This window comes from Mycobacterium sp. 1482292.6, from assembly GCF_001672995.1.
Classification (GTDB): Bacteria; Actinomycetota; Actinomycetes; order Mycobacteriales; family Mycobacteriaceae; genus Mycobacterium; species Mycobacterium europaeum_A.
In genome coordinates, this window is the sequence record NZ_LZKV01000254.1 from 29,652 (window position 1) to 52,439 (window position 22,788).

Consider the following 22,788-nt stretch of genomic DNA (forward strand, 5'->3'; position numbering starts at 1 on the left):
GCTACGGCCATGGAGAATGCTATTCTCCATACGGAGATTGGGGTGTGCGGCGTGGTTGGACGGTGACTCGCGTGGACGAACCGGGACTCGACGCGGGCGTCCTCGCCCGCTGGCTGGATGCAAACAACGCCCCGGGTGGCGGCGAGGAACCGCGGCTGACCCAGCTCAAGGGCGGCTCGCAGAACACCCTTTACCTGATCGAGCGCGGCCCGTCGGAGGCGCGGACGAGGATGGTGTTGCGGATGCCCGGCGCGCGCGCCGACGCCGCCCGCATCGACGGGCTGCTGCGGGAGATCCGCCTGGTGCGGGCGCTGTCCGGCACCGATGTCCCACACGCGGCGCTGATCGCCGCCGACGACACCGGCGACGTGCTCGGCATGCCGTTCTACGTCATGCAGGCGATCGACGGGTGGAGCCCGATGGACGGCGGGTGGCAATCGCCGTTCGACACCGACCTCGAGGCCCGGCGCGGCCTGGCCTTCCAATTGGTCGACGGCGCGGCCAAGCTGGGCCGAGTGGATTGGCGCAAACAAGGACTCGAAGGCTTCGGCCGCCCGGATGGATTCCACGAGCGGCAGGTCGATCGCTGGCTGGCGTTCCTCGACGCGTACAAGGTCCGCGAGCTGCCCGGCCTGGATGTGGCCTCCGACTGGCTGCGCCGCAACCGTCCGGCGCATTACCGGGCGGGCATCATGCACGGCGACTATCAGTTCGCCAACGTGATGTTCGCCCATGGCGAGCCGGCGCGGTTGGCCGCGATCGTGGACTGGGAGATGACCACGGTCGGTGATCCGCTGCTCGACCTGGCGTGGTGCCTGCTGGGCTACGACGGCGAGAAACCGCGCGAGGACGGGTTTTATCTCGACATGCGCGGGATGCCCACGCGCAGCGAGCTACTGGGGCACTACGAATCCGTCAGCGGGTTGTCTACCGAAAACATCGACTACTACCTGGTGCTGGCCAACTGGAAGCTGGGCATCGTGCTGGAGAAGACCTACGCGGCCGGGGTAAGGACCGGCTCGCAAAAAGGAGGAGTCGACCCGAAGATCACCGACGCGTTCGGCCCGATGATCCTGCAGCTCATCGCCACCGCGGCCGAGCTGGCCCGATCTCACAAGGTGTCCTGAAATGGGTTATGCCGAAGAGCTTTTCGACTTCACCGACCGGGTAGTCCTGATCACCGGCGGCAGCCGCGGACTGGGACGTGAGATGGCGTTCGGTGCGGCCCGCTGCGGCGCGGACGTGGTGATCGCCAGCCGCAACCTCGACAACTGTGTGTCCACCGCCAAGGAGATCGAGGCCGAGACCGGCCGTGCGGCCATGCCGTATCAGGTGCACGTGGGGCGCTGGGATCAGTTGGACGGCTTGGTGGAGGCGACCTACGAGCGGTTCGGCAAAGTCGACACGCTGATCAACAACGCGGGCATGTCGCCGCTGTACGACAAGCTCACCGACGTGACCGAGAAGTTGTTCGACGCCGTGGTCAATCTCAACCTCAAGGGGCCGTTCCGGTTGTCGGCGTTGGTCGGTGAGCGCATGGTGGCGGCCGGTCGGGGTTCGATCATCAACGTGAGCACGGCCGGATCGTTGCGGCCGACACCAGACATCATCCCCTACGCCGCGGCCAAGGCCGGGCTCAACGCCATGACCGAGGCGTTGGCGAAGGCGTTCGGACCGGTGGTGCGGGTCAACACCCTAATGGCCGGGCCGTTTCTCACCGATGTCAGCAAGGCCTGGCATCTGGATGCGGCACATCAGAATCCGTTCCAGCACCTTTCCTTGGAGCGCGCGGGCGACCCCCGCGAAATCGTCGGCGCCGCATTGTTTTTGGCATCCGATGCGTCCAGCTTCACCACCGGTTCGATTCTGCGGGCCGACGGCGGGATCCCTTAGCGAGCAGGAGGTTGGGCCATGCCCTGGGACTTTTCTACCGAGCCCGAGTTCGAGGAGAAGCTCGAATGGATCCGCGGGTTCGTTCCCGACGAGGTGGAACCGCTCGAGGTGCTGTTTCCCGGGTGTGAATTTCTGCCGCTGAACGACGAGCGGCGCCGCATCGTCGACCCGCTCAAACAGCAGGTGCGCGACAAGGGTTTGTGGGCACCGCATCTGGGGCCGGAACTGGGAGGGCAGGGCTTCGGCGCGGTCAAGCTGACGCTGATCAACGAGATCCTCGGCCGCAGCCCCTGGGCGCCGATCGTGTTCGGGACGCAGGCACCCGACACCGGCAACGCCGAGATCATCGCCCGCTTCGGCACCCAGGAGCAAAAGGACCGTTACCTGGCGGGCCTGCTGTCCGGTGAGATCTTCTCGTGTTTCTCGATGACCGAGCCGCAGGGCGGCGCCGATCCGCGGGTCTTCACCACCCGGGCGGTGCGCGACGGCGACGACTGGGTGATCACCGGGCGAAAGTACTTCTCCTCCAACGCCTCCGTCGCCTCCTTTTTCATCGTCGTCGCGATCACCGACCCCGACGTACCGGTGCATACCGGCGCGTCGACGTTCCTGATCCCCGCCGGCACCGAGGGACTGGTGTTGGAGGCCAACCACCATCTGGTCGGGGCCGACCCGCACGAGCCGGGCCATTCCCTGGTGCACTACAACGACGTGCGAGTGCCGTCCGACGCGTTGCTCGGAGAGGCCGGACAGGGCTTCCTGATATTGCAGACCCGGCTGGCCGGCGGGCGGCTGCACCACGCGATGCGCTCCATCGGGATGGCGCAACGCGCCGTCGAGATCATGTCGCGCCGGGCGAAAAGCCGCTTCACCCAGGGCAGCCTGCTGGCCGACAAACAACTGGTCCAGGAATTCGTCGCCGACTCCTACACCGAGTTGATACCGTTCCGGCTGACCGTGCTGCACGCGGCGTGGTTGATCGACCAGGGTGACGAGCGCGCCGCCCGGGCGGAGATCGCCGCATGCAAGATCCTGGCCTCGCAGGTGCTCAAATCGATTGCCCTGCGCGCGATCCAGGTGCACGGGGCGCTGGGGCTCACCGATCAACTGCCCTTGGTCAACGTCCTGCTCGGCGGCATCGCGCTGGGCCTGGCCGACGGGCCAACCGAGGCGCACAAGGTGAACCTGGCCCGAATGCTGCTCAAGGGTTACGAGGCCGAGGAAGGCGACTGGCCCAGCGAGATGCTGGATGTGCGGCGCGCTGCGGCGCGCGCCAAATACGGTGAGCTCGTTGACCTCTGACCGCGTGACCGCGGCGGTCGAGCGGGCGCTCGACGACCGCCAGCGCGGGGCCACCGAGGAGGTGGAACGCATCCTGGCCGCCGCGGTGCGCGTCATGGAACGCGTCGCGCCCGAACCGCCCCGCGTCAGCGACATCGTCGCCGAGGCGGGCTCGTCGAACAAGGCGTTCTACCGTTATTTCGCCGGCAAGGACGACCTGATCTTGGCGGTGATGGAACGCGGGGTGGCGATCGTGGTGTCCTATCTCGTGCACCAGATGGCCAAGGAATCGCATCCGCGCGACAAGGTCATGCGGTGGATCGAGGGCACGCTGGCGCAGGTGGCCGACCCGCACCTGATCAGCATGACCCGTGCGGCGGCCGGCCAGATGTCGGCCGGCACCAGTTGGCGCGCGGCCGATCAGGAGATGATGCGGCCGCTTCGCGAGCTGCTCGTCGAACCCATTGCGGCGCTGGGCAGTACCGACATCGAGCGGGATGTCGAGGCGGTGTTCAGCTGCACCGCGGCAACGATGCGTCGCTACGTGGGTTCGGTCGAGCAGCCCGGCGCCGACGACATCGCCCACGTGGTGCGGTTCTGTTTACGGGGATTGGGGGTCAGTTGATGCGCGCGGTGATCTGTCGTTCCTATGGCACGCCCGAGGACCTGGTGATCGACGACGTGCCCGATCCCGTTGCGGCTCCCGGCCAACTGCTGGTGCGGGTGCGCGCCGCGGCGGTCAACTTTCCCGACGTGTTGTTCATCGCCGGCAAGTACCAGGTCAAAATCCCGCCCCCATTCATACCCGGCAACGAGATAGCCGGGGAGGTCATCGCCGTCGGCGAGGGTGCGCCGTTCCGTCCGGGGCAGCGTGTTTCCGGGACCACCTTCGGGGCGTTCGCCGAACAGGCTCTGCTCGACGCGAGCCAGGCCGAGCTCATGCCCGACGACGCCGACTTCGCCTCGGCCGCCGCCTTCGGCGTCACCTACCGCACGGCCTACCACGCGCTGCGCTCGACGGCCGCTGTCACGCAGGGCGATTGGGTGGTCGTGCTCGGGGCCGCCGGCGGCGTGGGGCTGGCCGCGGTGGACCTGGGGGTCGCGATGGGGGCTCGGGTGCTGGCGGCGGCGTCGAGCCCGGAGAAGCTCGAGCTGTGCCGGCGCCGCGGGGCGGAGGTGACCGTGGATTATGACCGCGAGGACCTGAAGACCCGCATCCGTGAACTCACCGGGGACAGCGCCCGCGTGGTGCTGGACCCGGTGGGCGGACCGTATTCGGAGCCGGCGCTGCGCGGTCTCGCGCGTGGCGGCACCTTCGTCACGCTGGGCTACGCCGCGGGCTCCATCCCGGCGATTCCGCTCAATCTCGTTCTGCTGAAAGACATCTGCGTGCGTGGCATGGAGATCCGGACCTTCATGGCCGACAGGCCCGACGACGCCGTGCGCGACCTGGCGGAGTTGGCGCAGATGTTCGCCGCCGGCACGGTGCGGCCGTACATCGGCGCGCGATTCCCGCTCTCGGAGACCGCGGCGGCGTTACGGCATGTGGCCGACCGCAAGGTGCTCGGCAAGGTGGTGATCGACGTCGCGTGACGCGGTGTCATGGCGTGACGATGTTGAAATTCGGATCCGGGTCGTCGAGCACACTCAGCAGGGCCTGCAGCGCGCCCTGATTCCCGGATAGCTCCAGGCCCGGTGAGCTGAAATCCCCCGTCGCCACGGCGAGCAGCCGAATCTTGTTTGCCAGCTTGACGGTAACGGTGGCGGTGGCGGGATCAGGCGCCGCCTTGCGCCGAACCAGCACCCCGTTGCGTAGGGTGAGCCGATAGTTGACCGCGGTGTCGGCGAAGGCGATGTCGATGGCGATGTCCAGATCCCAGCTGCGCGGTCCGTTGACGCGGATCGCCAGGCTGTCGAAGATCTGCTCCGGCGTCAGTTGGGACAGCAGGGTGGGCGATGTGACCTGACCCGCGGTGCCGAAGGTTCCGTCGCGCAATTCCGTTGCCGCGCTCAGGAAGAAGTTGCGCCAGGTCGCGTTCTCGGCCCCGTAGGCCAGCTGCTCGAGGGTGTCGGCATAGAGATCCCGCGCGCCGGCGTGCTCGGCGTCGGTGAAGACCGCGTGGTCCAGCAGCGTCGCGGCCCAACGGAAGTCGCCGGCCGCGAACGCATCCCGCGCGAGGTCGACCACTCGGTCGATTCCGCCCATCGCCTCGACATACCGCGGCGCCAACGCTTCGGGCGGATGAGGCCACAACCGGCCGGGGTTGCCGTCGAACCAACCCATGTAGCGCTGGTAGATCGCCTTCACGTTGTGGCTCACCGATCCGTAATACCCGTGTGTGTGCCAGGCCCGCTCGAGAGTCGGTGGCATCTGGAACATTTCGGCGATCTCGACGCCGGTGTGGCCCTGGTTCAGCAAGCGCAGTGTCTGGTCGTGCAAATACGCGTACATGTCGCGCTGCAGTGACAGGAATTCGACGATGCTGTCCCGTCCCCAGGTCGGCCAATGATGCGAAGCGAAGACCACGTCGGCACGGTCGGCGAAAGTGTCGATCGCTTCGGTGAGGTAACCGGACCACGCGTGCGGATCGCGCACCAGCGCGCCCCGCAGGGTCAGCAGGTTGTGCAGGTTGTGCGTCGCATTCTCGGCCATGCACAACGCGCGGAAACGCGGGAAATAGAAATGCATTTCGGCGGGCGCCTCGGTGCCGGGCGCCATCTGGAACTCGATCTCCACGCCGTCGATGGTGTGCTTCTCACCGGTCTCGCGGATGTCGACGGTCGGCACGATGAGGGACACCTCGCCCGTGGACGTGGCCTGCCCGAGCCCGCAACCCACGTGGCCCTGCGGTCCGCGCTCCAGCGTCACGCCGTACATGTACGTCGCGCGTCGCAGCATCGCCGGTCCGGCATAGACGTTTTCGGACACCGCGTGCTCGACGAAGCCGTCCGGCGCCAACACCGTCACCGCACCGGAATCCACCTCCGCCTGCGAGGTGACGCCCAGTACGCCGCCGAAATGGTCGACGTGGCTGTGGGTGTAGATCACCGCCACCACGGGACGGTCACCGCCTCGCTGGCTGCGGTACAACGCGAGCGCGGCCGCAGCCACCTCGGTGGACACCAGGGGGTCGATGACGATGATGCCGCCGTCGGACTCCACGAAGGTGATGTTGGAGATGTCCAGTCCGCGAACCTGATAGATGCCGGGCACCACTTCGTAGAGGCCTTGCTTGGCGGCCAGCGTCGACTGCCGCCAGAGGCTGGGATGAACCGATGTCGGGGCGGCATCACTCAAAAACGAGTAGGCGTCGTTGTCCCACACCACCCGCCCGTCGGCCGCTGTGATCACGCACGGAGACAGGGCGGCGATGAATCCGCGGTCGGCGTCGGCGAAGTCCGTTTGGTCATGCAATGGCAGATCGTGGTCGCGATGGGCCGACTCGATGACTGCGCTGGGAGGCTTGTGGTCCACGGTCGTACCTTGCCATCAAAGCGGCCTCGATCAAGGTGGTTCGGCGGCTTTTCGCCGTCCAATTAATGAACACAGCAACAATTTCTGCGGGTTCTGGATCCCGACTCAGTTAACCCGCATACTGCCCAGACGGCCCTCAATGCCGAGGACCGCAACTATCGGGCAAAGGAGAACAGGTGAAGCGTCAACTGACGGTCGCGCTTGCTGGAGCGGCCATTCTTGCCGCGGGTATTTCGGGCTGTTCGAGTAGCAAATCAAATGGCGTTTCGACCTCGGTGCCGGGAGGCTCCGTGTCTGCCGGCGGTAACAACTCGTCGAAGGTCATCATCGACGGCAAGGACCAGAACGTCCAAGGCACCACTGTCTGCACCAAGGCCGGCGGCAACATCTCAATCGCGGTCGGTGGGAACCAGACCGGGATCAGTGTCGTGCTCGCCGACGCCAATCCGCTCGCAGTGAAGGCGGTCCAGCTCGGCAATGTCAACGGCGTGACGCTTCAGTACGCGCAAGGTAGCCAGGGCAACGCCTCGGCTGCCAAGGACGGCAACACCTACAAGGTCACCGGCACCGCCAGCGGCGTCGACATGGCTAACCCGATGCAACAGGTGAACAAGCCGTTCGAAATCGACGCGACTTGCTCCTGAGCTAAGAATCGTGGGCGGGCGGTTGCCATCCATTGGGTGGCAACCGCACCGTGAACTCGGTCCGGCCCGGCGCGCTGTCCACCTCGATCGTCCCGTTGTGCGCCTTGACAACCGCGGAGACGATCGCCAAACCCAGCCCGGTGCTACCGCCCTTGCGCGACCGCGAAGAGTCGCCGCGGGCGAACCGCTCGAAGACCTCGGATTGCAGCGCCGCCGGGATGCCGGGGCCGTTGTCGATGACCTGCAGCACGGTGTGCGACGGCTCGGTGCTCAACCGCGTGGTGACAACGGTGCCCGCCCCGGTGTGGACGCGGGCGTTGGCAAGCAGATTGGTCAGCACTTGGTGTAGCCGCGCCGCATCCCCGGTGACGACCACCGGTTCTTCGGGCAGGTCGAGTTCCCACTGATGATCGGGTCCGGCGACGTGTGCGTCGTTGACCGCGTCCACGGCCAACCGCGACAGATCCACCGGTTCGCGTTCCAACGGCCGGCCCGAATCCAGCCGGGCCAGCAGCAGCAGGTCTTCGACGAGGCGCGTCATCCGCTCGGTCTCGGACGCCACCCGGCTCATCGCCTGCGCCACCGCCTCGCGATCGTCGCCCATCCGCTGCGTCAGTTCGGTGTAGCCGCGGATCGCCGCAAGCGGCGTGCGCAGTTCGTGACTGGCATCGGCGACGAACTGGCGGACCCGCGTCTCGCTGGCCTGCCGCGCCGACAGGGCGGCGGCGATGTGGTCGAGCATCTGGTTGAGGGCGGCGCCGAGTTGCCCCACCTCGGTGGAGGGATTGGCGTCGGACTCACGCACCCGCACCGGCAGTTCGACCTCGCCGCGCGCCAGCGGCAAGCCGGCTACCTTGCTCGCGGTCTGCGCGACGCGGCGCAACGGCGCCAGCGCCCGCCGGATGATGATCACGCCGGCCGTGGTGGCGGCGACCAGCGCGATGACCGTCACGATGGCGAAGATGACCAGCATCCGCATCAGGGTGGTGTCGATGTTGGCCATCGACAGGCCGGTGACGATGACGTCGCCGCCGTTTCGGCTCGGGGCGGCGACGACCCGGTAGCGGCCCAGCCCGTCCAGGTTCAGCGTCACCGGCTTGCGACGGTCGGCGATCGCGGACAGCTGCTGCTGGGCGGTGGGGCTCAGCTCGGCCCGGTCGCCGCTGCTCGTGGTGTAACCGGCGTCCACGGTGTTGCCGTGGCTGACCACCGCCGCCACCATGCCCGCCGGCTGGCCCGGGGCATCGAGGAACCGCGGACCGGGGCCCGGCCGTGGATAGACGTGCTGATGCCGCCAGCCCGAATGCGGCGGCTCGGGATACATCAGCGCCGAGCGATAGGAGGTGCCGGCCAGCTGTCCGTCGAGCTGTGCCACCAGGTGGTGGAGCAACGCCAGCTCGGTCGCCGCGGTGATGCCCACGCAGACGATGGCCAGCACGACGATCTGTCCGACCAGCAGCCGCAGCCGCAGCGACCAGACCCGCCGCGTGTCAGCGGGCCGGCTTGAGGACATAACCCGCGCCGCGCAGCGTGTGGATCATCGGTTCTCGGCCGTTGTCGATCTTCTTGCGCAGGTAGGAAATGTAGAGCTCGACGATGTTGGACCGGCCGCCGAAGTCGTAACTCCATACCCGGTCCAGGATTTGGGCCTTGCTCAGCACCCGCTTGGAGTTGCGCATCATGAAGCGCAGGAGCTCGAACTCGGTGGAGGTCAACGAAATTGGTTCGCCGGCCCGGGTGACCTCGTGGCTGTCCTCGTCGAGCACCAGGTCCCCGACCACCAGCTGTGCGCCGCTGTCCACCGTGGTGACCCCGGTGCGGCGCAACAGCGCCCGCAGCCGCAGCACGACCTCTTCGATGCTGAACGGTTTGGTGACGTAATCGTCGCCACCGGCGGTCAGGCCGGTGATGCGGTCTTCGACCGCGTCCTTGGCGGTGAGCAGCAGCACCGGCAGCTGCGGATTCTCCTCGCGCAGTTTGTGCAAGACGTCGAGCCCGCTCATGTCGGGCAGCATCACGTCGAGAACCACCACGTCGGGCCGCTGCGAGCGGGCCGAAGCGATGGCCGACGCGCCATCACCGGCGGTGGAGATGTTCCAACCCTCGTACCGCAGTGCCATTGACACCATGTCGGCCAGGACGGATTCGTCGTCGACGACCAAAACGTTGATGGGGTTGCCGTCCGCACGGCACATGACAACCCGCTCTACCGAGGCTCGGGGCTGCGTCACAAGTTCCAGTATCCGCCGACGGCTGAGCCGCGGCTATGCCAAACCTATGCGTGGCCTGTGAAACAAATCGCGCGACTGCTGAGCAGTCGCGCGATTCGTTCTTCAGTCAAGCCGTTAATACCAATAGCGCCGGCCGGCGACCGGGCGGCCGACCGAGCCCAGGATCCACAGGATCGCGCCGATGACCAGCAGCACGATGCCCAGCGTGGTCAGGATCGGTACGTGGAAAAAGTATCCGAGAATAAGCAGGACAATCCCTAAGATAACCATGTCAACTTCCTTTTGAGTGAGCGGTTAGAGGTTGATCGATTGCATTGAACTTGGTTGCGGCAGATGGCAATCCGTGACTTTCGGATTGACACCGAAGTAATTCAAGGGTCCGGCGATCACGGTCACCGCAACCGTGCCCGCCGAGGCGCATGATGTGTTGTCGTTTTTGAAGTAGTCGCGCTGCCACGCCGCGAAGACTCCGATCAGCAACCACACCAACGCAACCGTTCCGATGATCCCGCTGCCACGCATCGCGACCTCCAATGTGGACGAGAAGAAGTTTCTCGTGGACGTGAAGTTACCCATTCGACTTATGTCTAAACATGCAATGGGTTATGCGGCAGTGCTTGTCGGCACAACTCGCCGCGTCAGAGGTGATCAGCGAGCCAGGTCGCGGCCCGCTTCTTCGACGCACGGGACAGCCAGGCGTCCTGGATCAGCTCAGCTAATTCGGTTCTGCTGATTTCGCCCAACCGACTGGCCCGCACCAGGACCGAGGGGTGCCCGTCGAAGTGGTTCGTGGTGAAAAACGGCGATTCGGGATCGGAAACCAGCGCCAACTTGTCGCTCTCCGATTCCACCCAGAGCATGATCACGTCGGCATAGCGTTCGCCGGTGTCCGGATCGGTCGCGTCGGGCCGGGGCGTGCGGAAAAAGACGAACGACTTCCCGCCCACCTGGTAAATGGCGTTGCCCTTGGGCCCCGCCAGGCGCTGAACGTGCGGCATCGCGGCGGCGATCTCGTGCACGTCGCTGAGCCGGGCGCGTCGGGCAGCCATGACCGCGAGCGTACCGATGGCCGACGCCGGTGGTGAGAGACGTTGCCCCTAAGGAGATTTGATTTACCCCGCCGTTCGCTGCGCGGACACGTAGAGGGTGGGCGGCATGGAGTCCTCCGAACCCTGCGGCACGCTGCGGTCATACCGCGCCATCAACTCCGCGAACGACGCCGTCGTGACATCCCAGCCGCGCTCGCGCAGCCAGGCGTCGACCGGCGTGCGCTCCTCGGCGTACCACAGGTCGTCGAAGTCCGTGATCTCGGCGTTGACCAGCTCGGCGGCCGCCGCCCGCATCCGTCGCATGTCGTCGCGCTGCCGCTGGACCCGCCCGGGGTCGGTGAAGCCCGAGTCGGGCACGTTGGAGGCGAGCCAACTGCCCGCGACGCTCAGCGAGTCGATCCGCTCGAACAGCAGGTCCTGGGCCTGCGCCGGCAGGTAGCGAACCAGGCCCTCGGCCGACCAGACGGCCGGCGCCGACGCATCAAATCCGGCCTCCTGCAGCGCTTTCGGCCAATCCTGGCGCAAATCTATCGGAACATTGACCAGCCGCGCCTTCGGTTCCGCGCCGTGCTCGCGCAGTGTCTCGGACTTGAATTCCAGCACCTTGGGCTGGTCGAGCTCGTAGACGACCGTGCCGTCGGGCCACGGCAGCCGCCAACTGCGGGCGTCCAGGCCGGCCGCCAGGATCACCACCTGCCGAACGCCGGCGTCGGCGGCGCCGAGGAAGAACTCGTCGAAGAACGCCGTCCGGGTGGCCATGAAGTCGACCATCAGTTGCAGCCGGTCGCGCAGATCCGGCTCGATGTCACCGGCCTTGGCCAGCAGCGCGGGGTTGGCGTAGATGCTCCACATCCCCTCCCCCGCGGCGTCGACGAACACCCGCGCGAACGGATCGCTGATCAGCGGGTTCTCGCTCTCGGTCTCGGCCGCGCGAGCCGCGGCGACACCCAGCGCGGTGGCGCCCACGCTTTGAGTGATCTCCCAGGAATCATCGTCGGTCCGCGGCATGGCCAGTTCCTTCCCCAGAAAGTAAGTTATGCACACTATTCTTCCAGCCCCCGCCGCCCGGGGCCGCCCGTCGCCGCTGTCCTAGTCTTTTTCCCAGACGGTCCACAGGTTGCAAGGGAGTGCCATGACGCCCATCCCGCCGCGCACGCCGCAGGAGGTGTTCGCCCGCCACGGCGCCGCACTGGCCGCGGGCGACCTCGACGAGATCGTCGCGGACTACGCCGCGGATGCCGTGGTGATCAGCCCCGCCGGCATCGCCCGCGGCACGCAGGCCATCCGCCAGGTGTTCGAGGAGTTGCTCGCCGACCTGCCGAATGCGCAGTGGGACTTGAGAACTCGCCTTTTCCACGAGGACGTGCTGTTCCTGGTGTGGACCGCCGATTCGGACGTCAACCGGGTCGACGACGGCGTGGACACCTTCGTGTTCCGTGACGGCATGATCCGAGCGCAAACCGTCCGATACACGCCGCACCCGAAGGGCTGACGAGTGGAACCCGTGAACCTGGAAGCCGTAGCGCAGTGGATGTCCGGGCAGGGGCTCGGTGAGGGGCCCCTGCAGGACGTTTCCAACGTCACCGGCGGCACCCAGAACGTGATGCTGCGATTCACCCGGGCCGGCCGGCAATACGTGCTGCGGCGCGGGCCACGGCACTTGCGCCCGCGCAGCAACAGCGTGATCCTGCGGGAGACGAAAGTCCTTGCCGCACTTGCCGGTTCCGATGTCCCGCATCCGCACCTGATCGCCGCCTGCGAGGACCCGAGCGTGCTGGGCGACGCCGTCTTCTACCTGATGGACCCGGTCGACGGCTTCAACGCGGGCGAGGGCCTGCCGCCGCTGCACGCCGGCGACGCCAAGGTGCGCCACGGGATGGGCCTGTCGATGGCCGACGCGCTGGCCAAGCTGGGCGCCGTCGACCACGTCGCGGTGGGGCTGGCCGACTTCGGCAAGCCGGAGGGTTTCCTGGAACGCCAGGTGCCACGCTGGCTTTCGGAGCTGGAGTCCTACAACGAGTACGAGGGCTACCCCGGGCCCGACATCCCCGGCATCGAGGAGGTGTCCACCTGGCTGGAACGGCATCGGCCGGCCAATTGGACCCCGGGCATCATGCACGGCGACTATCACGCCGCCAACGTGATGTTCTCCCGGACCGGGCCGGAGGTGGTCGCGATCGTCGACTGGGAGATGTCCACGATCGGGGATCCGCTGCTGGACCTGGGCTGGCTGCTGGCCACCTGGCGCCAGCCCGACGGTTCCAGCGTGTTCAGTCACGCCCTGGGCGGCCAGGACGGGCTCGCCAGCACCGATGAGCTCTTCGAGCGCTACGCCGCCAACACCACCCGCGACCTGTCCCACATCACCTGGTACACCGTGCTTGCCTGCTTCAAGCTGGGGATCGTGATCGAGGGGACGCTGGCCCGGGCGTGCGCCGGGAAGGCGGAGAAGGAGGTCGGCGACCAGTTGCACGCGGCCACGGTGCATCTGTTCGAGCGGGCGCTGGGCCTCATCTCCAGCGCGGCCTGACCCACTAACATCTCCTCTCGTGCCGCATTATCCCGAGGAACCGGATTTCTACTCCGAGCCCACCGCGGCCGCGCGGTACGGCGGATATTACGAGCCCGAGGCCCCACCGCCCGAGCCGCCGACGCCCTGGTATCGCCGTCCGGCGGCGCTGGTCGCGGCCGGCGCGCTCGGGGTGATCCTGCTGGCCGCGCTGGTGTTCGCGGTGGTCAAGCTGACCAGCGGCTCACCGGCGCCCAGCCCCGCGACCACCACGACGGCCGTCCCGTCCACCACCGCGCCGGTGACCACCACGACGCACGCGCCGCGGCACCACGGCGGCGGTGGCGGCGCGCCCACCGAGACGGTGACCGAAACGGCCCCGCCGCCCAGCACGGACACTCCCACGACGACGGAGCCACCGAGCACCGTCACCGTTTCGCCGAGCACCGAAACCAGCACGGTCACGCAGACCGTGACCGAACCGCCCAGACGGGGACCGTTCGGCGGACCCTTCCAGCCCCGCCCCTAGCGCGGCGACATGCACGCGAGCGCCGGCCTGGTCCGGCCGGCAGCTGCGCCGGATGCGGCCGCGTGCCTTGCCATTTACCGGCCGTACGTCGAGCACACGGTCATCAGTTGGGAGATCGACGTCCCGACCGAAACCGAGATGTCCGCGCGCATCGCCGCCGCCCAGGCCGGCCACGAATGGCTTGTGCTGGAACGCGATCGCCGGGTGATCGGCTTCGCCTACGGGCACGCGTTCAATCGCCTTGCCACGTACCGGTGGTCGACCGAGACCGGGATCTATCTAGAAGCCGGCCATCGCCGCACCGGCGGGGGCCGCGCGCTCTACACCGAGCTGTTGCGCAGGCTCGCCGAGCGGGGCTACCGGCAGGCGTTCGCCGGCATCACCCAACCCAACGAGGCCAGCACTGGCTTCCATCGCGCGTTCGGGTTCGCCGACGCGGGGCTGTACCGCCGCGTCGAATGGAAGCGCGGCGGCTGGCACGACGTCGCGTGGATGCAGCTGGACCTGAGGCCCGGCGTCGCGCCGGATGAGCCGCCCGGCCCGATCGTCTCGCCGGGCCGCGCGCGCGAGTCGGGGGTTTAGCCGCCGGCGCCACCACCGCCCAGGAAGCCACCCGCGCCGCCGCCACCGACGAAACCACCGGCACCGCCGCCACCCAGGAAACCGCCGCCGGCGCCACCACCGATTTGCTCAATGCTGATTGTCATGGGCGGAAGGTATCGACGGAAAACCGCGCCGACAAGAAACTGGGTCTGAACGATTCGAATCATTTCGGGTTGCCCAACCCTGAGCTAGTGAGCGCGCCCGAAGGGATTCGAACCCCTAACCTTCTGATCCGTAGTCAGATGCTCTATCCGTTGAGCTACGGGCGCCTGTTCTTCAGTTGTCGTTCCGTGTTGCCGCTAAAGGATCTAGCGGAGGCGAGAGGATTTGAACCTCCGGTCCCCTTTGAGGGGGACAACTCATTAGCAGTGAGCCCCATTCGGCCGCTCTGGCACGCCTCCCTTGGACTTTCTGAGGGTACCGACCCCTTTCCGGTCTCGCGGAACCGGCCATACTGTACACAGCTGACACGTAAACTGTCGAAGTGACTGCCCGCCTGCGCAACGAACTGGCCGGACTGCCAGTGTATGTGCCCGGCAAGAACGTGCCGGGCTCGATCAAACTGGCCAGCAACGAGACCGTGCACGGGCCGCTGCCCAGCGTGCACGCCGCCATCGAACGCGCGGTAGCCGTCGTCAACCGCTACCCCGACAACGCCAGCGTCGACCTCAAGGCCGCGCTGGCCATGCACCTGGGTTCCGACGTCGCGCCCGAGCACATCGCGGTCGGCAGCGGTTCGGTCACGCTGTGCCAGCAGCTGGTTCAGATCACCTCGGCCGCCGGCGACGAGGTGATGATCGGCTGGCGCAGCTTCGAGTGCTACCTGCCCATCATTCAGGTGTCCGGCGCGGCCACCGTCAAGGTGCCGCTGACCGACCACACGCACGACCTCGACGCGATGCTCGCCGCGATCACCGACCGCACCCGGCTGATCTTCGTGTGCAACCCGAACAACCCGACATCCACCGTCGTCGATCCGGACGCACTGACGCGCTTCGTCGAGGCCGTGCCGCCGCACGTCCTGATCGCGATCGACGAGGCCTACGCCGAATACATCCGGGACGGCCTGCTGCCCAACAGCCTGGAGCTGGCCCTGACCCACAGCAATGTCGTTGTGCTGCGGACCTTTTCGAAGGCCTACGGGTTGGCGGGCCTGCGGGTCGGCTACGCGGTAGCCCATCCGGACCTGATCACCGCGCTGGACAAGGTCGTCATGCCGTTCGCGGTCACCAACGTCGCGCAGGCGGCCGCCATCGCGTCGCTCGAGGCCTCCGACGAGCTGATGGCCCGCACCGATGCGCTGGTCCTCGAGCGCGCCCGGGTCAGCGCGGGATTGCGCGAGGCCGGGTTCGAGCTACCCGCGTCGCAGGCCAACTTCGTCTGGCTGCCGCTGGGTGAGCGCACCACCGACTTCACCGAGCAGGCCGCGGAGGCGCGCCTGGTGGTGCGGCCGTTTGCTGACGAGGGCGTGCGTGTCACCATTGGTGCGCCGGAGGAAAATGACGCCCTGCTGCATTTTGCCCGCGATTGGATTGCCCGCACCGAATCGTAAGGAGTCGCCCGTGGACCTTGCGCGGAAGAAGTTCACCGAGTTCAAAGAGCGCAGCGGCGACATCGCGGATTCCGAGCTCGACGACTTCTGGGCCGAACTGGCACCCGCGACCATCGAGGGCATGCTCGGCGAATGGAAGGGCGGCGAATTCCAGACCGGCCACAAGATGAACGGCCAGCTGGAAAAGGCCGGCTGGTACGGCAAGACCTTCAAGTCCGCCCGCGACGTGCAGCCGCTGGTCTGCCTGGACGCCGACGGCAACAAGTTCTCCAACGTGGAGATGGGCAAGGGCGAGGCGAGCCTGTGGCTGGAGGACTTCCGCGGAGAGGTCACCGCCACAATGGTTTACGACGGCCAGCCGGTGCACGACCACTTCAAGAAGATCGACGACGACGCCGTGATGGGCATCATGAACGGCAAAGGCGTCCGGGATAACGGCAAGTACTACTACTTCTACCTGGAACGCGAGTAGGTCTGGGCGCTCGAGTGTGCCTTCGTGCCGCCGAGTGTGAATTGACGGCGTTGAGTGTGCATCCAGGGCGGCGACGCGCCGTGCGAACCCGCCGTGGCCTCACACTCAATGCCCAGGCTGCACAGTCGGTGGCTAAGGGCTAGGCAGCCCGAGCTAGCCCGCCGGGTTGCGACCCGTGAACGCGACCAATTGTTCGAGCGCGCCGGCATCTTCGGGGACGTCGACCGGGTCGTCGAATCCGGCCTGACCGCGTAGCTCCGGCCTGATGATCTGCCGCGCCAGGCCCAGCACGTATTCGGACAACGGCTCGGGCGCATTGATGTCGTGCCCCACCGCGGCGGCGTAATCCCAAGCGTGGACCAGGAATTCGATCGACAGGATGCCGCACGCGCTTTTGGCGGGGATCTCGCCCTTGCCGAACGGGACCGAGCCGTCCAGGCCGTGGCGGTGCCAGGCGTCCAGCGCGGGCCGGGCCGCGGCGATCACCTGACGTTCCACCGAATCGCCCTCGTCGCGCTCCGGGATCTGGGCGCCGACCATGCCGCCGAGCGCCGAGATCGAGTTCAGCAGATGCCCGGTCAGCGCTGAGACGTCGAATTCCGTGCACGGCGTCCGTCGCGACAGATCGTCGGCGGCGATGGTGTGCACCACGCGCTGCAGCACCCCCAGCGTGTCCTCGGCGCTGTGTAGCTCGTCGGTGGGCGGGGAATGCGGTCCGGGTCGCAAGTCAGGAGCCATATTCGCCACGCTACGGTCTCGATATGGCGCAAGCATACGAATCCGTCACCGTCGAGACGAAAGACCACGTCGCCCAGGTGACGCTGATCGGGCCGGGCAAGGGCAATGCGATGGGACCGGCGTTCTGGTCGGAGCTACCCGAACTGTTCGCCGCGCTGGACGCCGAACCCGAGGTGCGGGCCATCGTGCTGACCGGCTCGGGCCGCAACTTCAGCTACGGCCTGGACGTGCCGGCGATGGGCGGCTCGTTCACCCCGCTGCTGTCCGGCGACGCGCTGGCCGGACCGCGCGCGGTCTTCCACCGCGAGGTCAAGCGCATGCAGGCCGCCATCACCGCGGTCGCCGACTGCCGCACCCCCACCATCGCCGCGGTGCACGGCTGGTGCATCGGCGGCGGCGTCGACCTGATCTCGGCGGTCGACATCCGCTACGCCAGCGCCGACGCCAAGTTCTCGGTGCGTGAGGTCAAGCTGGCCATCGTCGCCGACGTCGGCAGTCTGGCCCGCCTGCCGATGATCCTGAACGACGGACACCTGCGCGAGCTGGCGCTGACCGGCAAGGACATCGACGCGGCCCGCGCCGAGAAGATCGGTCTGGTCAACGACGTGTACGCCGACGCCGACGCCACCCTGGCCGCCGCACACGCCACCGCCGCGGAGATCGCCGCCAATCCCCCGCTGACCGTGCACGGCATCAAGGACGTGCTCGACCAGCAACGCACCGCGGCCGTCTCGGAGAGCCTGCGGTACGTGGCCGCCTGGAACGCGGCCTTCCTGCCGTCGAAGGACCTGACCGAGGGCATCTCGGCGACCTTCGAAAAGCGGCCGCCGCAGTTCACCGGCGAGTAGTCCCGCGCCACGTACCCTCGCTGAGGTGACGACACCAGACGGCAAGATCCGCCTCCCGGCCGACCTGGACTCCGTGACGACGATCGGCGCCGAGGACCACTCCGAAATCGACAGCGCCGCCGTCGAGCGGATCTGGCAGGCCGCCCGGCATTGGTACCAAGCCGGCTTCCACCCCGCCATCCAGCTGTGCATCCGCCGGCACGGCCGCGTCGTGCTGAACCGGGCGATCGGCCACGGTTGGGGCAACGCCCCCAGCGACCCGCCCGACGCGGAGAAGATCGTCGTCACCCCCGACACACCGTTTTGTGTGTATTCGGCGGCCAAGGGCATGGCGGCGACCGTCGTGCACATGCTCGTCGAGCGCGGCGTGTTCTCGCTCGACGACCGGGTGTGCGAATACATCCCGACGTTCACCAGCCACGGCAAGCACCGGATCACCATCCGGCACGTGCTGACGCACAGCGCCGGACTGCCCTTTCCCACCGGGCCCCGACCCGACGTCACCCGCGCCGACGACCACGAGTACGCGCAGCAGAAGCTAAGCGAGTTGCGGCCCCTCTACCGTCCGGGGCTGATGCACATGTACCACGCGCTGACCTGGGGTCCGCTGGTGCGCGAGATCGTCTACGCGGCCACGGGCAAGGAGATCCGCGAGATCCTGGCCACCGAGATCCTCGACCCACTCGGCTTCCGCTGGACCAACTTCGGCGTCGCCAAGCAGGACGTCCCGTTGGTCGCGCCCAGCCACGCCACCGGGCGTACGCTCCCGCCGGTGGTCGCCCAGATTTTCCGCAAGGCGATCGGCGGGACCGTGCACGAGATGATCCCGTACACGAATTCGCCGATGTTCTTGACCACCATCATTCCGTCGTCCAACACGGTGTCGACCGCGCAGGAGATGTCGCGGTTCGCCGAGATATGGCGCCGCGGAGGCGAACTCGACGGTGTGCGGGTGATCAGCCCGGAGACCATGTACGGCGCGGTGACCCAATGCCGAAGGCTACGACCGGATTTCGCGGTCGGGCTGCAGCCGGCCCGCTGGGGTACCGGCTACATCCTCGGCACCAACCGGTGGGGCCCGTTCGGGCGTAACGCGCCGCACGCGTTCGGCAACCTGGGCCTGGTCAACATCGCCATCTGGGCCGACCCCGCGCGCGGCCTGTCGGCCGGCGTGGTGAGCAGCGGCAAACCCGGGCGCGATCCCGAGGCCCGCCGGTACACCGCCCTGCTGGACACGATCACCACCGAAATCCCATCCGGTTGACGACGACGGCAGTGGGAACACTGCCCTCATGGCTACCTATCGAGTGCTCGACCCGAAGGGCGAGGTCGTCGCGACCAAAGACATCGAAAGCGCCGACGACGCACACGCGTGGTTCGTCGACCAGAAGGCCGACAACAGCGAGCTCGGCTGGCGCATGGAAGTCGAACACGACGGCGAGTGGCATTTCTTCGACGACACCGAGGGCGACCGAAGCTAGGTGTTTGTCCCCCGGCTGGCGGGGCAACCAACAACGCATGGACTCGCAACGCTTCCGCAAGCTGCTGGACGCACCGGGGCCGTTCGCTTCGGTCTACTTCGATGACTCACATGACACCCATGACGCCGAGGCGCAACTCGAGCTCAAGTGGCGCGCGATCAAAGAAGAACTGGAACGCTTACACGCCGCAGCGACGGTCGTTGACAAGATCGAGGACGCGATCAAGAACCTGCGGCCGCCGATCGGCCGCAGCGGGCGGGCGGTGATCGCCAGCGCCGACGGCGTGGTGATCAACGAACATATGGCCCGCCCCGCCGCGACCGATGTCGTCCGGGTATCCGAATTACCTTATCTGGTACCGATTCTCGAGCAAAGCTTCGATCATCCCGATTATGTGCTGGCGGTCGTCGATGCTGGCGGTCGTCGATCACAGCGGTGCCGACATCACCACCCACATCGGCGGAACGCTGCGCGACGAGACTGTGGACGGCGGTGGTCATCCCGTGCATAAAGCCGCCGGTGCGGAGACCGCGGGCTACGGCGATCCCCAGTTGCGCACCGAAGAGGCCGCACGTAAGAACCTGCGCGCCGTCGCCGACCGCGTCGCCGAACTGGCCGACGGCAAGGCCATCGAGGTGATCTTTGTGGTGGGCGAGGTGCGCTCGCGATCCGATCTGCTGGCCGAGTTGCCGGAACGGTTACGCGAGCGCACGGTGGCACTCGAGGTGGGAGCCCGGCACAGCGGGCACGACTTCGGTGAGATCGAGCAGGCCATCGAAGCTGAGTTCGTCAAGCGCCAGCTGCGCACCATCGACGATGCCGCGCAGCGCTTCACCGCCGAGATCGGGCGGCAGTCCGGGCTGGCGGCCGAGGACTTGGGCGCGGTCTGCTCGGCGCTGCGTCAGGGCGCCGTGGAGACGCTGATCATCGGTGACATCGGCGACGCGACCGTCGTCGCCGACGAAGGCCTGACGACGCTCGCTCCCAACGAGAACGTGTTGTCCGAGCAGGGCGCCGCTCCCGCCAAGACGCTGCGGGCCGACGAGGCGCTGCCGTTCTCGGCGATCTCGGTGGGCGCCGCCCTGGTGCGCACCGACGAGCGCATCTCCCCGACCGACGGGGTGGGCGCGGTGCTGCGCTACGCACCCACGCTGCACCAGAGCGTTGAGTGATCAGGAGCGGTGGCGGAGGGATTTGAACCCCCGGACGGTTTTAGCCGTCTCTCGCTTTCAAGGCGAGTGCATTAGGCCGCTCTGCCACGCCACCGCTGATCAGGGTAGCGGGACTCGGTAGTGTGGCCACCATGCGCGCCATCGTCGCCGAATCTTCCGATCAACTCTCCTGGCAGGACGTGCCCGACGTTTCCGCCGGGTCCGGTGAGGTCTTGGTCAAGGTCGCCGCCGCCGGCGTGAACCGCGCCGACCTGCTGCAGGCGGCCGGCAAGTACCCGCCCCCGCCGGGGGCGAGCGAGATCATCGGCATGGAAGTGTCCGGCGTCATCAGCGAGGTCGGCGCCGACGTGACGGGATGGTCTGTCGGACAAGAGGTTTGCGCGCTGCTCGCCGGGGGTGGTTACGCCGAGTACGTCGCCGTCCCCGCCGGCCAGCTGCTGCCGATTCCCGACGGCGTCGACCTGGTGGACGCGGCCGGGCTGCCCGAGGTGGCCTGCACGGTGTGGTCGAACCTGGTGCTGACGGCACACCTCGGCAAGGGCCAGCTGCTGCTGTTGCACGGCGGGGCCAGCGGCATCGGAACGCACGCGATCCAAATCGCCCGGGCGCTGGGTGCGCGGGTGGCCGTCACCGCCGGATCGCAGGAAAAGCTGCAGACCTGCCGCGACCTGGGCGCCGAGATCACCATCAACTACCGCGACGAGGACTTCGTCGCTCGCCTGCAGGAGTGCGGCGGCGCGGACGTGATCTTCGACATCATGGGCGCCTCCTATCTGGACCGCAACATCGACGCTCTGGCCGCCGATGGGCAGCTCGTCATCATCGGCATGCAGGGCGGCATCAAGGGCGAGCTCAACATCGGCAAGCTGCTCGCCAAGCGGGCGCACGTCCTCGGCACCACGCTGCGCGGGCGGCCGGTCAGCGGCCCGAGCAGCAAGAGCGAGATCGTCGCGGCCGTGACGGCCAAGGTGTGGCCGATGATCGCCGACGGCCGGGTCCGCCCGATCATCGGCGAGCGGATGCCCATCGAGCAGGCCGGTGAGGCACACCAACAGCTGACCTCGAGCAAGGTGACCGGAAAGGTCGTCCTGACGGTCTAGCCCAGCGAGGCCAGCGCGCGGACCAACTGGTCGACTTCGGCCGTCGTCGAGTAGTGCGCCAGGCCGACGGTGACCGCGCCGCCCACGTCGTTGACGCCCAATACGTCCAGCGCGCGGGAACTTTCGTTGGTGACGGCCAGAATTCCGTTGTCCGCCAACCGCTGCACGACGCGTTCGGCGGGCACGCCGTTCAACGCGAAACTGACCACCGGGATGCGCACCTCGGGACGGCCGATCACCATCACCAACGGCAGCGAGCGCAACGACACCATCAGGTAGTCGTAGATCCGGTTCAGGTACGCCGTGGCGGATTGCATCGACACCGCCAGGCGTTCGCGCCGGTTGCCGCGGGCGGACTCGTCGAGCGAGGCCAGGTACTCGATGCTGGCCACCACCCCGGCCAACAGACCGAATTGGTGCGCACCGATCTCGAGGCGCGCCGGCCCGGTCGCTTTGGGATCCGGCGAGATGGAACTGAACGAGTTGAGCAGCGCCGGATCGCGGAACACCATGGCCCCGATCGGCGGACCGCCCCACGCCGCGGCGTTCACCGCCACCACGTCGGCGTCGGTCTCCTTCACGTCGAGCAACCGGTAGGGCGCCGCGGCGGAATGGTCGACCACCACCAGGCCGCCGACGTCGTGCACCAGCTTGGTCATCGCGCGCAGGTCGGTGACCGTGCCCAGCGTCGCGGAGGCCGAGGCGACGGCGACCAGCCGGGTCGACTTGCCGATCAGGCCCTCCCACTGCCACGTCGGCAGCTCACCCGTCTCGATGTCGATCTCGGCCCATTTGACCTTGGCGCCGTAGCGGTGCGCCGCGCGCAGCCACGGGGCGATGTTCGCCTCGTCGTCCAGGCGGCTGACGATGACCTCGTAGCCCAGGCCGGCCCGCGACGACGACGCCTCGGCCAGCGCTGAGAGCAGGATCGCCCGATCGGCGCCCAGCACGACGCCGGCGGGTTCCACGTTGAACAGATCGGCCACCGCCGCCCGCACCGCCTCGAGAACGGCGGCACTGCGCTGCGCCGACGGGTGGGCGCCCACGGTGGTGGGACCGGACCGGCGGAAGGCGGTCGACACGGTCGTCGCGACGGAATCGGGAACCAGCATCCCGCTCGGGGCGTCGAAGTGTACCCACCCGTCACCCAGCGACGGATGTAGTCCGCGCACCCGGGCGACGTCGTATGCCATGTGGGCCACCTTAAAGCT

The 22,788-nt window shown here is 67.5% G+C and carries 26 protein-coding genes, 3 tRNA genes and 1 pseudogene; 17 read left to right on the forward strand and 13 right to left on the reverse strand.

Going from position 1 to position 22,788, the window contains the following annotated elements; genetic code table 11:
- Positions 1–62 precede the first annotated feature (62 nt).
- From A5624_RS25675 to A5624_RS25695, 5 genes are read left to right on the forward strand one after another with little or no spacing between them, the layout of a single operon-like run.
- Entirely contained in the window at positions 63–1,127 is a 1,065-nt protein-coding gene (locus A5624_RS25675; protein ID WP_156749208.1) for a phosphotransferase family protein, read from the forward strand.
- Position 1,128: 1 nt separating this feature from the next.
- Positions 1,129–1,893: an SDR family NAD(P)-dependent oxidoreductase gene (locus A5624_RS25680; RefSeq protein WP_066872970.1), complete on the forward strand. Its 765-nt coding sequence runs from the start codon at positions 1,129–1,131 to the stop codon at positions 1,891–1,893.
- A gap of 18 nt (positions 1,894–1,911) precedes the next feature.
- Positions 1,912–3,195, forward strand: coding sequence for an acyl-CoA dehydrogenase family protein (locus tag A5624_RS25685; protein ID WP_066872972.1), 1,284 nt, complete (start codon positions 1,912–1,914; stop codon positions 3,193–3,195).
- Positions 3,176–3,799, forward strand: coding sequence for a TetR/AcrR family transcriptional regulator (locus A5624_RS25690; protein WP_066872974.1), 624 nt, complete (start codon positions 3,176–3,178; stop codon positions 3,797–3,799). Before A5624_RS25685 ends, A5624_RS25690 begins: the two co-directional genes overlap by 20 nt.
- Positions 3,799–4,767 carry an NADPH:quinone oxidoreductase family protein gene (locus A5624_RS25695; protein WP_066872976.1) on the forward strand — a complete coding sequence of 323 codons (969 nt, stop codon included), beginning with the start codon at positions 3,799–3,801 and terminating at the stop codon, positions 4,765–4,767. The genes A5624_RS25690 and A5624_RS25695 overlap by 1 nt, the downstream gene beginning before the upstream one ends.
- Before the next feature lie 7 nt (positions 4,768–4,774).
- Here A5624_RS25695 and A5624_RS25700 read toward each other — a convergent pair whose 3' ends face one another.
- Positions 4,775–6,649, reverse strand: coding sequence for an alkyl/aryl-sulfatase (locus A5624_RS25700; protein ID WP_066872979.1), 1,875 nt, complete (start codon positions 6,647–6,649; stop codon positions 4,775–4,777).
- A gap of 176 nt (positions 6,650–6,825) precedes the next feature.
- Here A5624_RS25700 and A5624_RS25705 point away from each other — a divergent pair, with 176 nt between their 5' ends.
- The gene (locus A5624_RS25705) at positions 6,826–7,293 is read left to right on the forward strand and encodes a lipoprotein LpqH (RefSeq protein ID WP_066872982.1); all 468 of its coding nucleotides are present in this window, start codon (positions 6,826–6,828) and stop codon (positions 7,291–7,293) included.
- Between the two features lies 1 nt (position 7,294).
- Here the strand turns inward: A5624_RS25705 and A5624_RS25710 are convergent, their stop codons facing one another.
- The 6 genes from A5624_RS25710 to A5624_RS25730 form a co-directional block, all read right to left on the reverse strand.
- Positions 7,295–8,806 carry a cell wall metabolism sensor histidine kinase WalK gene (locus A5624_RS25710; RefSeq protein ID WP_066872985.1) on the reverse strand — a complete coding sequence of 504 codons (1,512 nt, stop codon included), beginning with the start codon at positions 8,804–8,806 and terminating at the stop codon, positions 7,295–7,297.
- Positions 8,784–9,488 carry a response regulator transcription factor gene (locus tag A5624_RS25715; protein ID WP_066872988.1) on the reverse strand — a complete coding sequence of 235 codons (705 nt, stop codon included), beginning with the start codon at positions 9,486–9,488 and terminating at the stop codon, positions 8,784–8,786. The genes A5624_RS25710 and A5624_RS25715 overlap by 23 nt, the downstream gene beginning before the upstream one ends.
- Before the next feature lie 150 nt (positions 9,489–9,638).
- The gene (locus A5624_RS28360) at positions 9,639–9,794 is read right to left on the reverse strand and encodes a DUF6131 family protein (protein ID WP_007771976.1); all 156 of its coding nucleotides are present in this window, start codon (positions 9,792–9,794) and stop codon (positions 9,639–9,641) included.
- Between the two features lie 24 nt (positions 9,795–9,818).
- Positions 9,819–10,058 (reverse strand): hypothetical protein, encoded by a 240-nt coding sequence (locus A5624_RS25720; RefSeq protein WP_066873162.1) that lies wholly within the window; start codon positions 10,056–10,058, stop codon positions 9,819–9,821.
- A 104-nt stretch (positions 10,059–10,162) separates the two neighbouring features.
- Positions 10,163–10,573 carry an MmcQ/YjbR family DNA-binding protein gene (locus tag A5624_RS25725; protein ID WP_066872990.1) on the reverse strand — a complete coding sequence of 137 codons (411 nt, stop codon included), beginning with the start codon at positions 10,571–10,573 and terminating at the stop codon, positions 10,163–10,165.
- A gap of 63 nt (positions 10,574–10,636) precedes the next feature.
- Complete coding sequence (locus A5624_RS25730) at positions 10,637–11,581, reverse strand: class I SAM-dependent methyltransferase (RefSeq protein WP_066872993.1); 945 nt, start codon at positions 11,579–11,581, stop codon at positions 10,637–10,639.
- A gap of 124 nt (positions 11,582–11,705) precedes the next feature.
- Here A5624_RS25730 and A5624_RS25735 point away from each other — a divergent pair, with 124 nt between their 5' ends.
- Genes A5624_RS25735 through A5624_RS25750 form a run of 4 tightly spaced genes read left to right on the forward strand, consistent with a single transcriptional unit; the run spans position 11,706 to position 14,193 of the window.
- Positions 11,706–12,065, forward strand: coding sequence for a nuclear transport factor 2 family protein (locus A5624_RS25735; RefSeq protein ID WP_066872996.1), 360 nt, complete (start codon positions 11,706–11,708; stop codon positions 12,063–12,065).
- 39 nt (positions 12,066–12,104) lie between these two features.
- Positions 12,105–13,103 carry a phosphotransferase family protein gene (locus A5624_RS25740; protein ID WP_369827526.1) on the forward strand — a complete coding sequence of 333 codons (999 nt, stop codon included), beginning with the start codon at positions 12,105–12,107 and terminating at the stop codon, positions 13,101–13,103.
- A gap of 19 nt (positions 13,104–13,122) precedes the next feature.
- Positions 13,123–13,611, forward strand: coding sequence for a hypothetical protein (locus A5624_RS25745; protein WP_066873002.1), 489 nt, complete (start codon positions 13,123–13,125; stop codon positions 13,609–13,611).
- A gap of 9 nt (positions 13,612–13,620) precedes the next feature.
- On the forward strand, positions 13,621–14,193 hold the full coding sequence (locus A5624_RS25750) for a GNAT family N-acetyltransferase (RefSeq protein WP_066873005.1): 573 nt from the start codon (positions 13,621–13,623) through the stop codon (positions 14,191–14,193).
- On the opposite strand, the gene A5624_RS29310 is transcribed toward A5624_RS25750, so the two are convergent.
- The 3 genes from A5624_RS29310 to A5624_RS25760 form a co-directional block, all read right to left on the reverse strand.
- On the reverse strand, positions 14,190–14,318 hold the full coding sequence (locus tag A5624_RS29310; protein ID WP_255361718.1) for a hypothetical protein: 129 nt from the start codon (positions 14,316–14,318) through the stop codon (positions 14,190–14,192). The genes A5624_RS25750 and A5624_RS29310 overlap by 4 nt on opposite strands.
- Positions 14,319–14,410: 92 nt before the next feature.
- Positions 14,411–14,483, reverse strand: a tRNA-Arg gene (locus A5624_RS25755).
- A 43-nt stretch (positions 14,484–14,526) separates the two neighbouring features.
- A tRNA-Ser gene (locus tag A5624_RS25760) sits at positions 14,527–14,615 on the reverse strand.
- 83 nt (positions 14,616–14,698) lie between these two features.
- On the opposite strand from A5624_RS25760, the gene hisC reads away from it, so the two are divergent.
- The gene (gene hisC / locus A5624_RS25765; protein WP_066873008.1) at positions 14,699–15,766 is read left to right on the forward strand and encodes a histidinol-phosphate transaminase; all 1,068 of its coding nucleotides are present in this window, start codon (positions 14,699–14,701) and stop codon (positions 15,764–15,766) included.
- A 10-nt stretch (positions 15,767–15,776) separates the two neighbouring features.
- Positions 15,777–16,238: a DUF4334 domain-containing protein gene (locus A5624_RS25770; protein ID WP_066873011.1), complete on the forward strand. Its 462-nt coding sequence runs from the start codon at positions 15,777–15,779 to the stop codon at positions 16,236–16,238.
- A gap of 153 nt (positions 16,239–16,391) precedes the next feature.
- On the opposite strand, the gene A5624_RS25775 is transcribed toward A5624_RS25770, so the two are convergent.
- Positions 16,392–16,976 carry a TIGR03086 family metal-binding protein gene (locus tag A5624_RS25775; RefSeq protein WP_197499631.1) on the reverse strand — a complete coding sequence of 195 codons (585 nt, stop codon included), beginning with the start codon at positions 16,974–16,976 and terminating at the stop codon, positions 16,392–16,394.
- A gap of 23 nt (positions 16,977–16,999) precedes the next feature.
- On the opposite strand from A5624_RS25775, the gene A5624_RS25780 reads away from it, so the two are divergent.
- From A5624_RS25780 to A5624_RS25795, 4 genes and pseudogenes are all read left to right on the forward strand, one after another.
- Positions 17,000–17,824 carry a crotonase/enoyl-CoA hydratase family protein gene (locus A5624_RS25780; RefSeq protein ID WP_066873017.1) on the forward strand — a complete coding sequence of 275 codons (825 nt, stop codon included), beginning with the start codon at positions 17,000–17,002 and terminating at the stop codon, positions 17,822–17,824.
- A 25-nt stretch (positions 17,825–17,849) separates the two neighbouring features.
- Positions 17,850–19,088, forward strand: coding sequence for a lipase LipE (lipE, locus tag A5624_RS25785; protein ID WP_066873020.1), 1,239 nt, complete (start codon positions 17,850–17,852; stop codon positions 19,086–19,088).
- 28 nt (positions 19,089–19,116) lie between these two features.
- Positions 19,117–19,305, forward strand: a complete 189-nt coding sequence (locus tag A5624_RS25790; protein ID WP_066873023.1) for a hypothetical protein — start codon at positions 19,117–19,119, stop codon at positions 19,303–19,305.
- 37 nt (positions 19,306–19,342) lie between these two features.
- Positions 19,343–20,477: pseudogene (locus A5624_RS25795) on the forward strand (hypothetical protein).
- A gap of 7 nt (positions 20,478–20,484) precedes the next feature.
- Here A5624_RS25795 and A5624_RS25800 read toward each other — a convergent pair.
- Positions 20,485–20,571 (reverse strand) — tRNA-Ser (locus A5624_RS25800).
- Positions 20,572–20,608: 37 nt separating this feature from the next.
- On the opposite strand from A5624_RS25800, the gene A5624_RS25805 reads away from it, so the two are divergent.
- The gene (locus tag A5624_RS25805; protein ID WP_066873165.1) at positions 20,609–21,577 is read left to right on the forward strand and encodes an NAD(P)H-quinone oxidoreductase; all 969 of its coding nucleotides are present in this window, start codon (positions 20,609–20,611) and stop codon (positions 21,575–21,577) included.
- Here the strand turns inward: A5624_RS25805 and A5624_RS25810 are convergent.
- Entirely contained in the window at positions 21,574–22,770 is a 1,197-nt protein-coding gene (locus tag A5624_RS25810) for a cysteine desulfurase-like protein (protein ID WP_066873026.1), read from the reverse strand. The two genes, A5624_RS25805 and A5624_RS25810, sit on opposite strands and share 4 nt — an antisense overlap.
- Positions 22,771–22,788 lie beyond the last annotated feature (18 nt).

What these genes read in the sequence shown, in the direction of transcription:
- A5624_RS25680 (WP_066872970.1), top strand. Translation starts at nt 1,129, where the DNA reads ATGGGTTATGCCGAAGAGCTTTTCGACTTCACCGACCGGGTAGTCCTG.
- A5624_RS25685 (WP_066872972.1), top strand. Translation starts at nt 1,912, where the DNA reads ATGCCCTGGGACTTTTCTACCGAGCCCGAGTTCGAGGAGAAGCTCGAA.
- A5624_RS25695 (WP_066872976.1), top strand. Translation starts at nt 3,799, where the DNA reads ATGCGCGCGGTGATCTGTCGTTCCTATGGCACGCCCGAGGACCTGGTG.
- A5624_RS25710 (WP_066872985.1), bottom strand. Translation starts at nt 8,806, where the DNA reads ATGTCCTCAAGCCGGCCCGCTGACACGCGGCGGGTCTGGTCGCTGCGG.
- A5624_RS25715 (WP_066872988.1), bottom strand. Translation starts at nt 9,488, where the DNA reads ATGTGCCGTGCGGACGGCAACCCCATCAACGTTTTGGTCGTCGACGAC.
- A5624_RS28360 (WP_007771976.1), bottom strand. Translation starts at nt 9,794, where the DNA reads ATGGTTATCTTAGGGATTGTCCTGCTTATTCTCGGATACTTTTTCCAC.
- A5624_RS25725 (WP_066872990.1), bottom strand. Translation starts at nt 10,573, where the DNA reads ATGGCTGCCCGACGCGCCCGGCTCAGCGACGTGCACGAGATCGCCGCC.
- A5624_RS25730 (WP_066872993.1), bottom strand. Translation starts at nt 11,581, where the DNA reads ATGCCGCGGACCGACGATGATTCCTGGGAGATCACTCAAAGCGTGGGC.
- A5624_RS25735 (WP_066872996.1), top strand. Translation starts at nt 11,706, where the DNA reads ATGACGCCCATCCCGCCGCGCACGCCGCAGGAGGTGTTCGCCCGCCAC.
- A5624_RS25740 (WP_369827526.1), top strand. Translation starts at nt 12,105, where the DNA reads ATGTCCGGGCAGGGGCTCGGTGAGGGGCCCCTGCAGGACGTTTCCAAC.
- A5624_RS25750 (WP_066873005.1), top strand. Translation starts at nt 13,621, where the DNA reads ATGCACGCGAGCGCCGGCCTGGTCCGGCCGGCAGCTGCGCCGGATGCG.
- A5624_RS29310 (WP_255361718.1), bottom strand. Translation starts at nt 14,318, where the DNA reads ATGACAATCAGCATTGAGCAAATCGGTGGTGGCGCCGGCGGCGGTTTC.
- A5624_RS25775 (WP_197499631.1), bottom strand. Translation starts at nt 16,976, where the DNA reads ATGGCTCCTGACTTGCGACCCGGACCGCATTCCCCGCCCACCGACGAG.
- A5624_RS25780 (WP_066873017.1), top strand. Translation starts at nt 17,000, where the DNA reads ATGGCGCAAGCATACGAATCCGTCACCGTCGAGACGAAAGACCACGTC.
- A5624_RS25790 (WP_066873023.1), top strand. Translation starts at nt 19,117, where the DNA reads ATGGCTACCTATCGAGTGCTCGACCCGAAGGGCGAGGTCGTCGCGACC.
- A5624_RS25805 (WP_066873165.1), top strand. Translation starts at nt 20,609, where the DNA reads ATGCGCGCCATCGTCGCCGAATCTTCCGATCAACTCTCCTGGCAGGAC.
- A5624_RS25810 (WP_066873026.1), bottom strand. Translation starts at nt 22,770, where the DNA reads ATGGCATACGACGTCGCCCGGGTGCGCGGACTACATCCGTCGCTGGGT.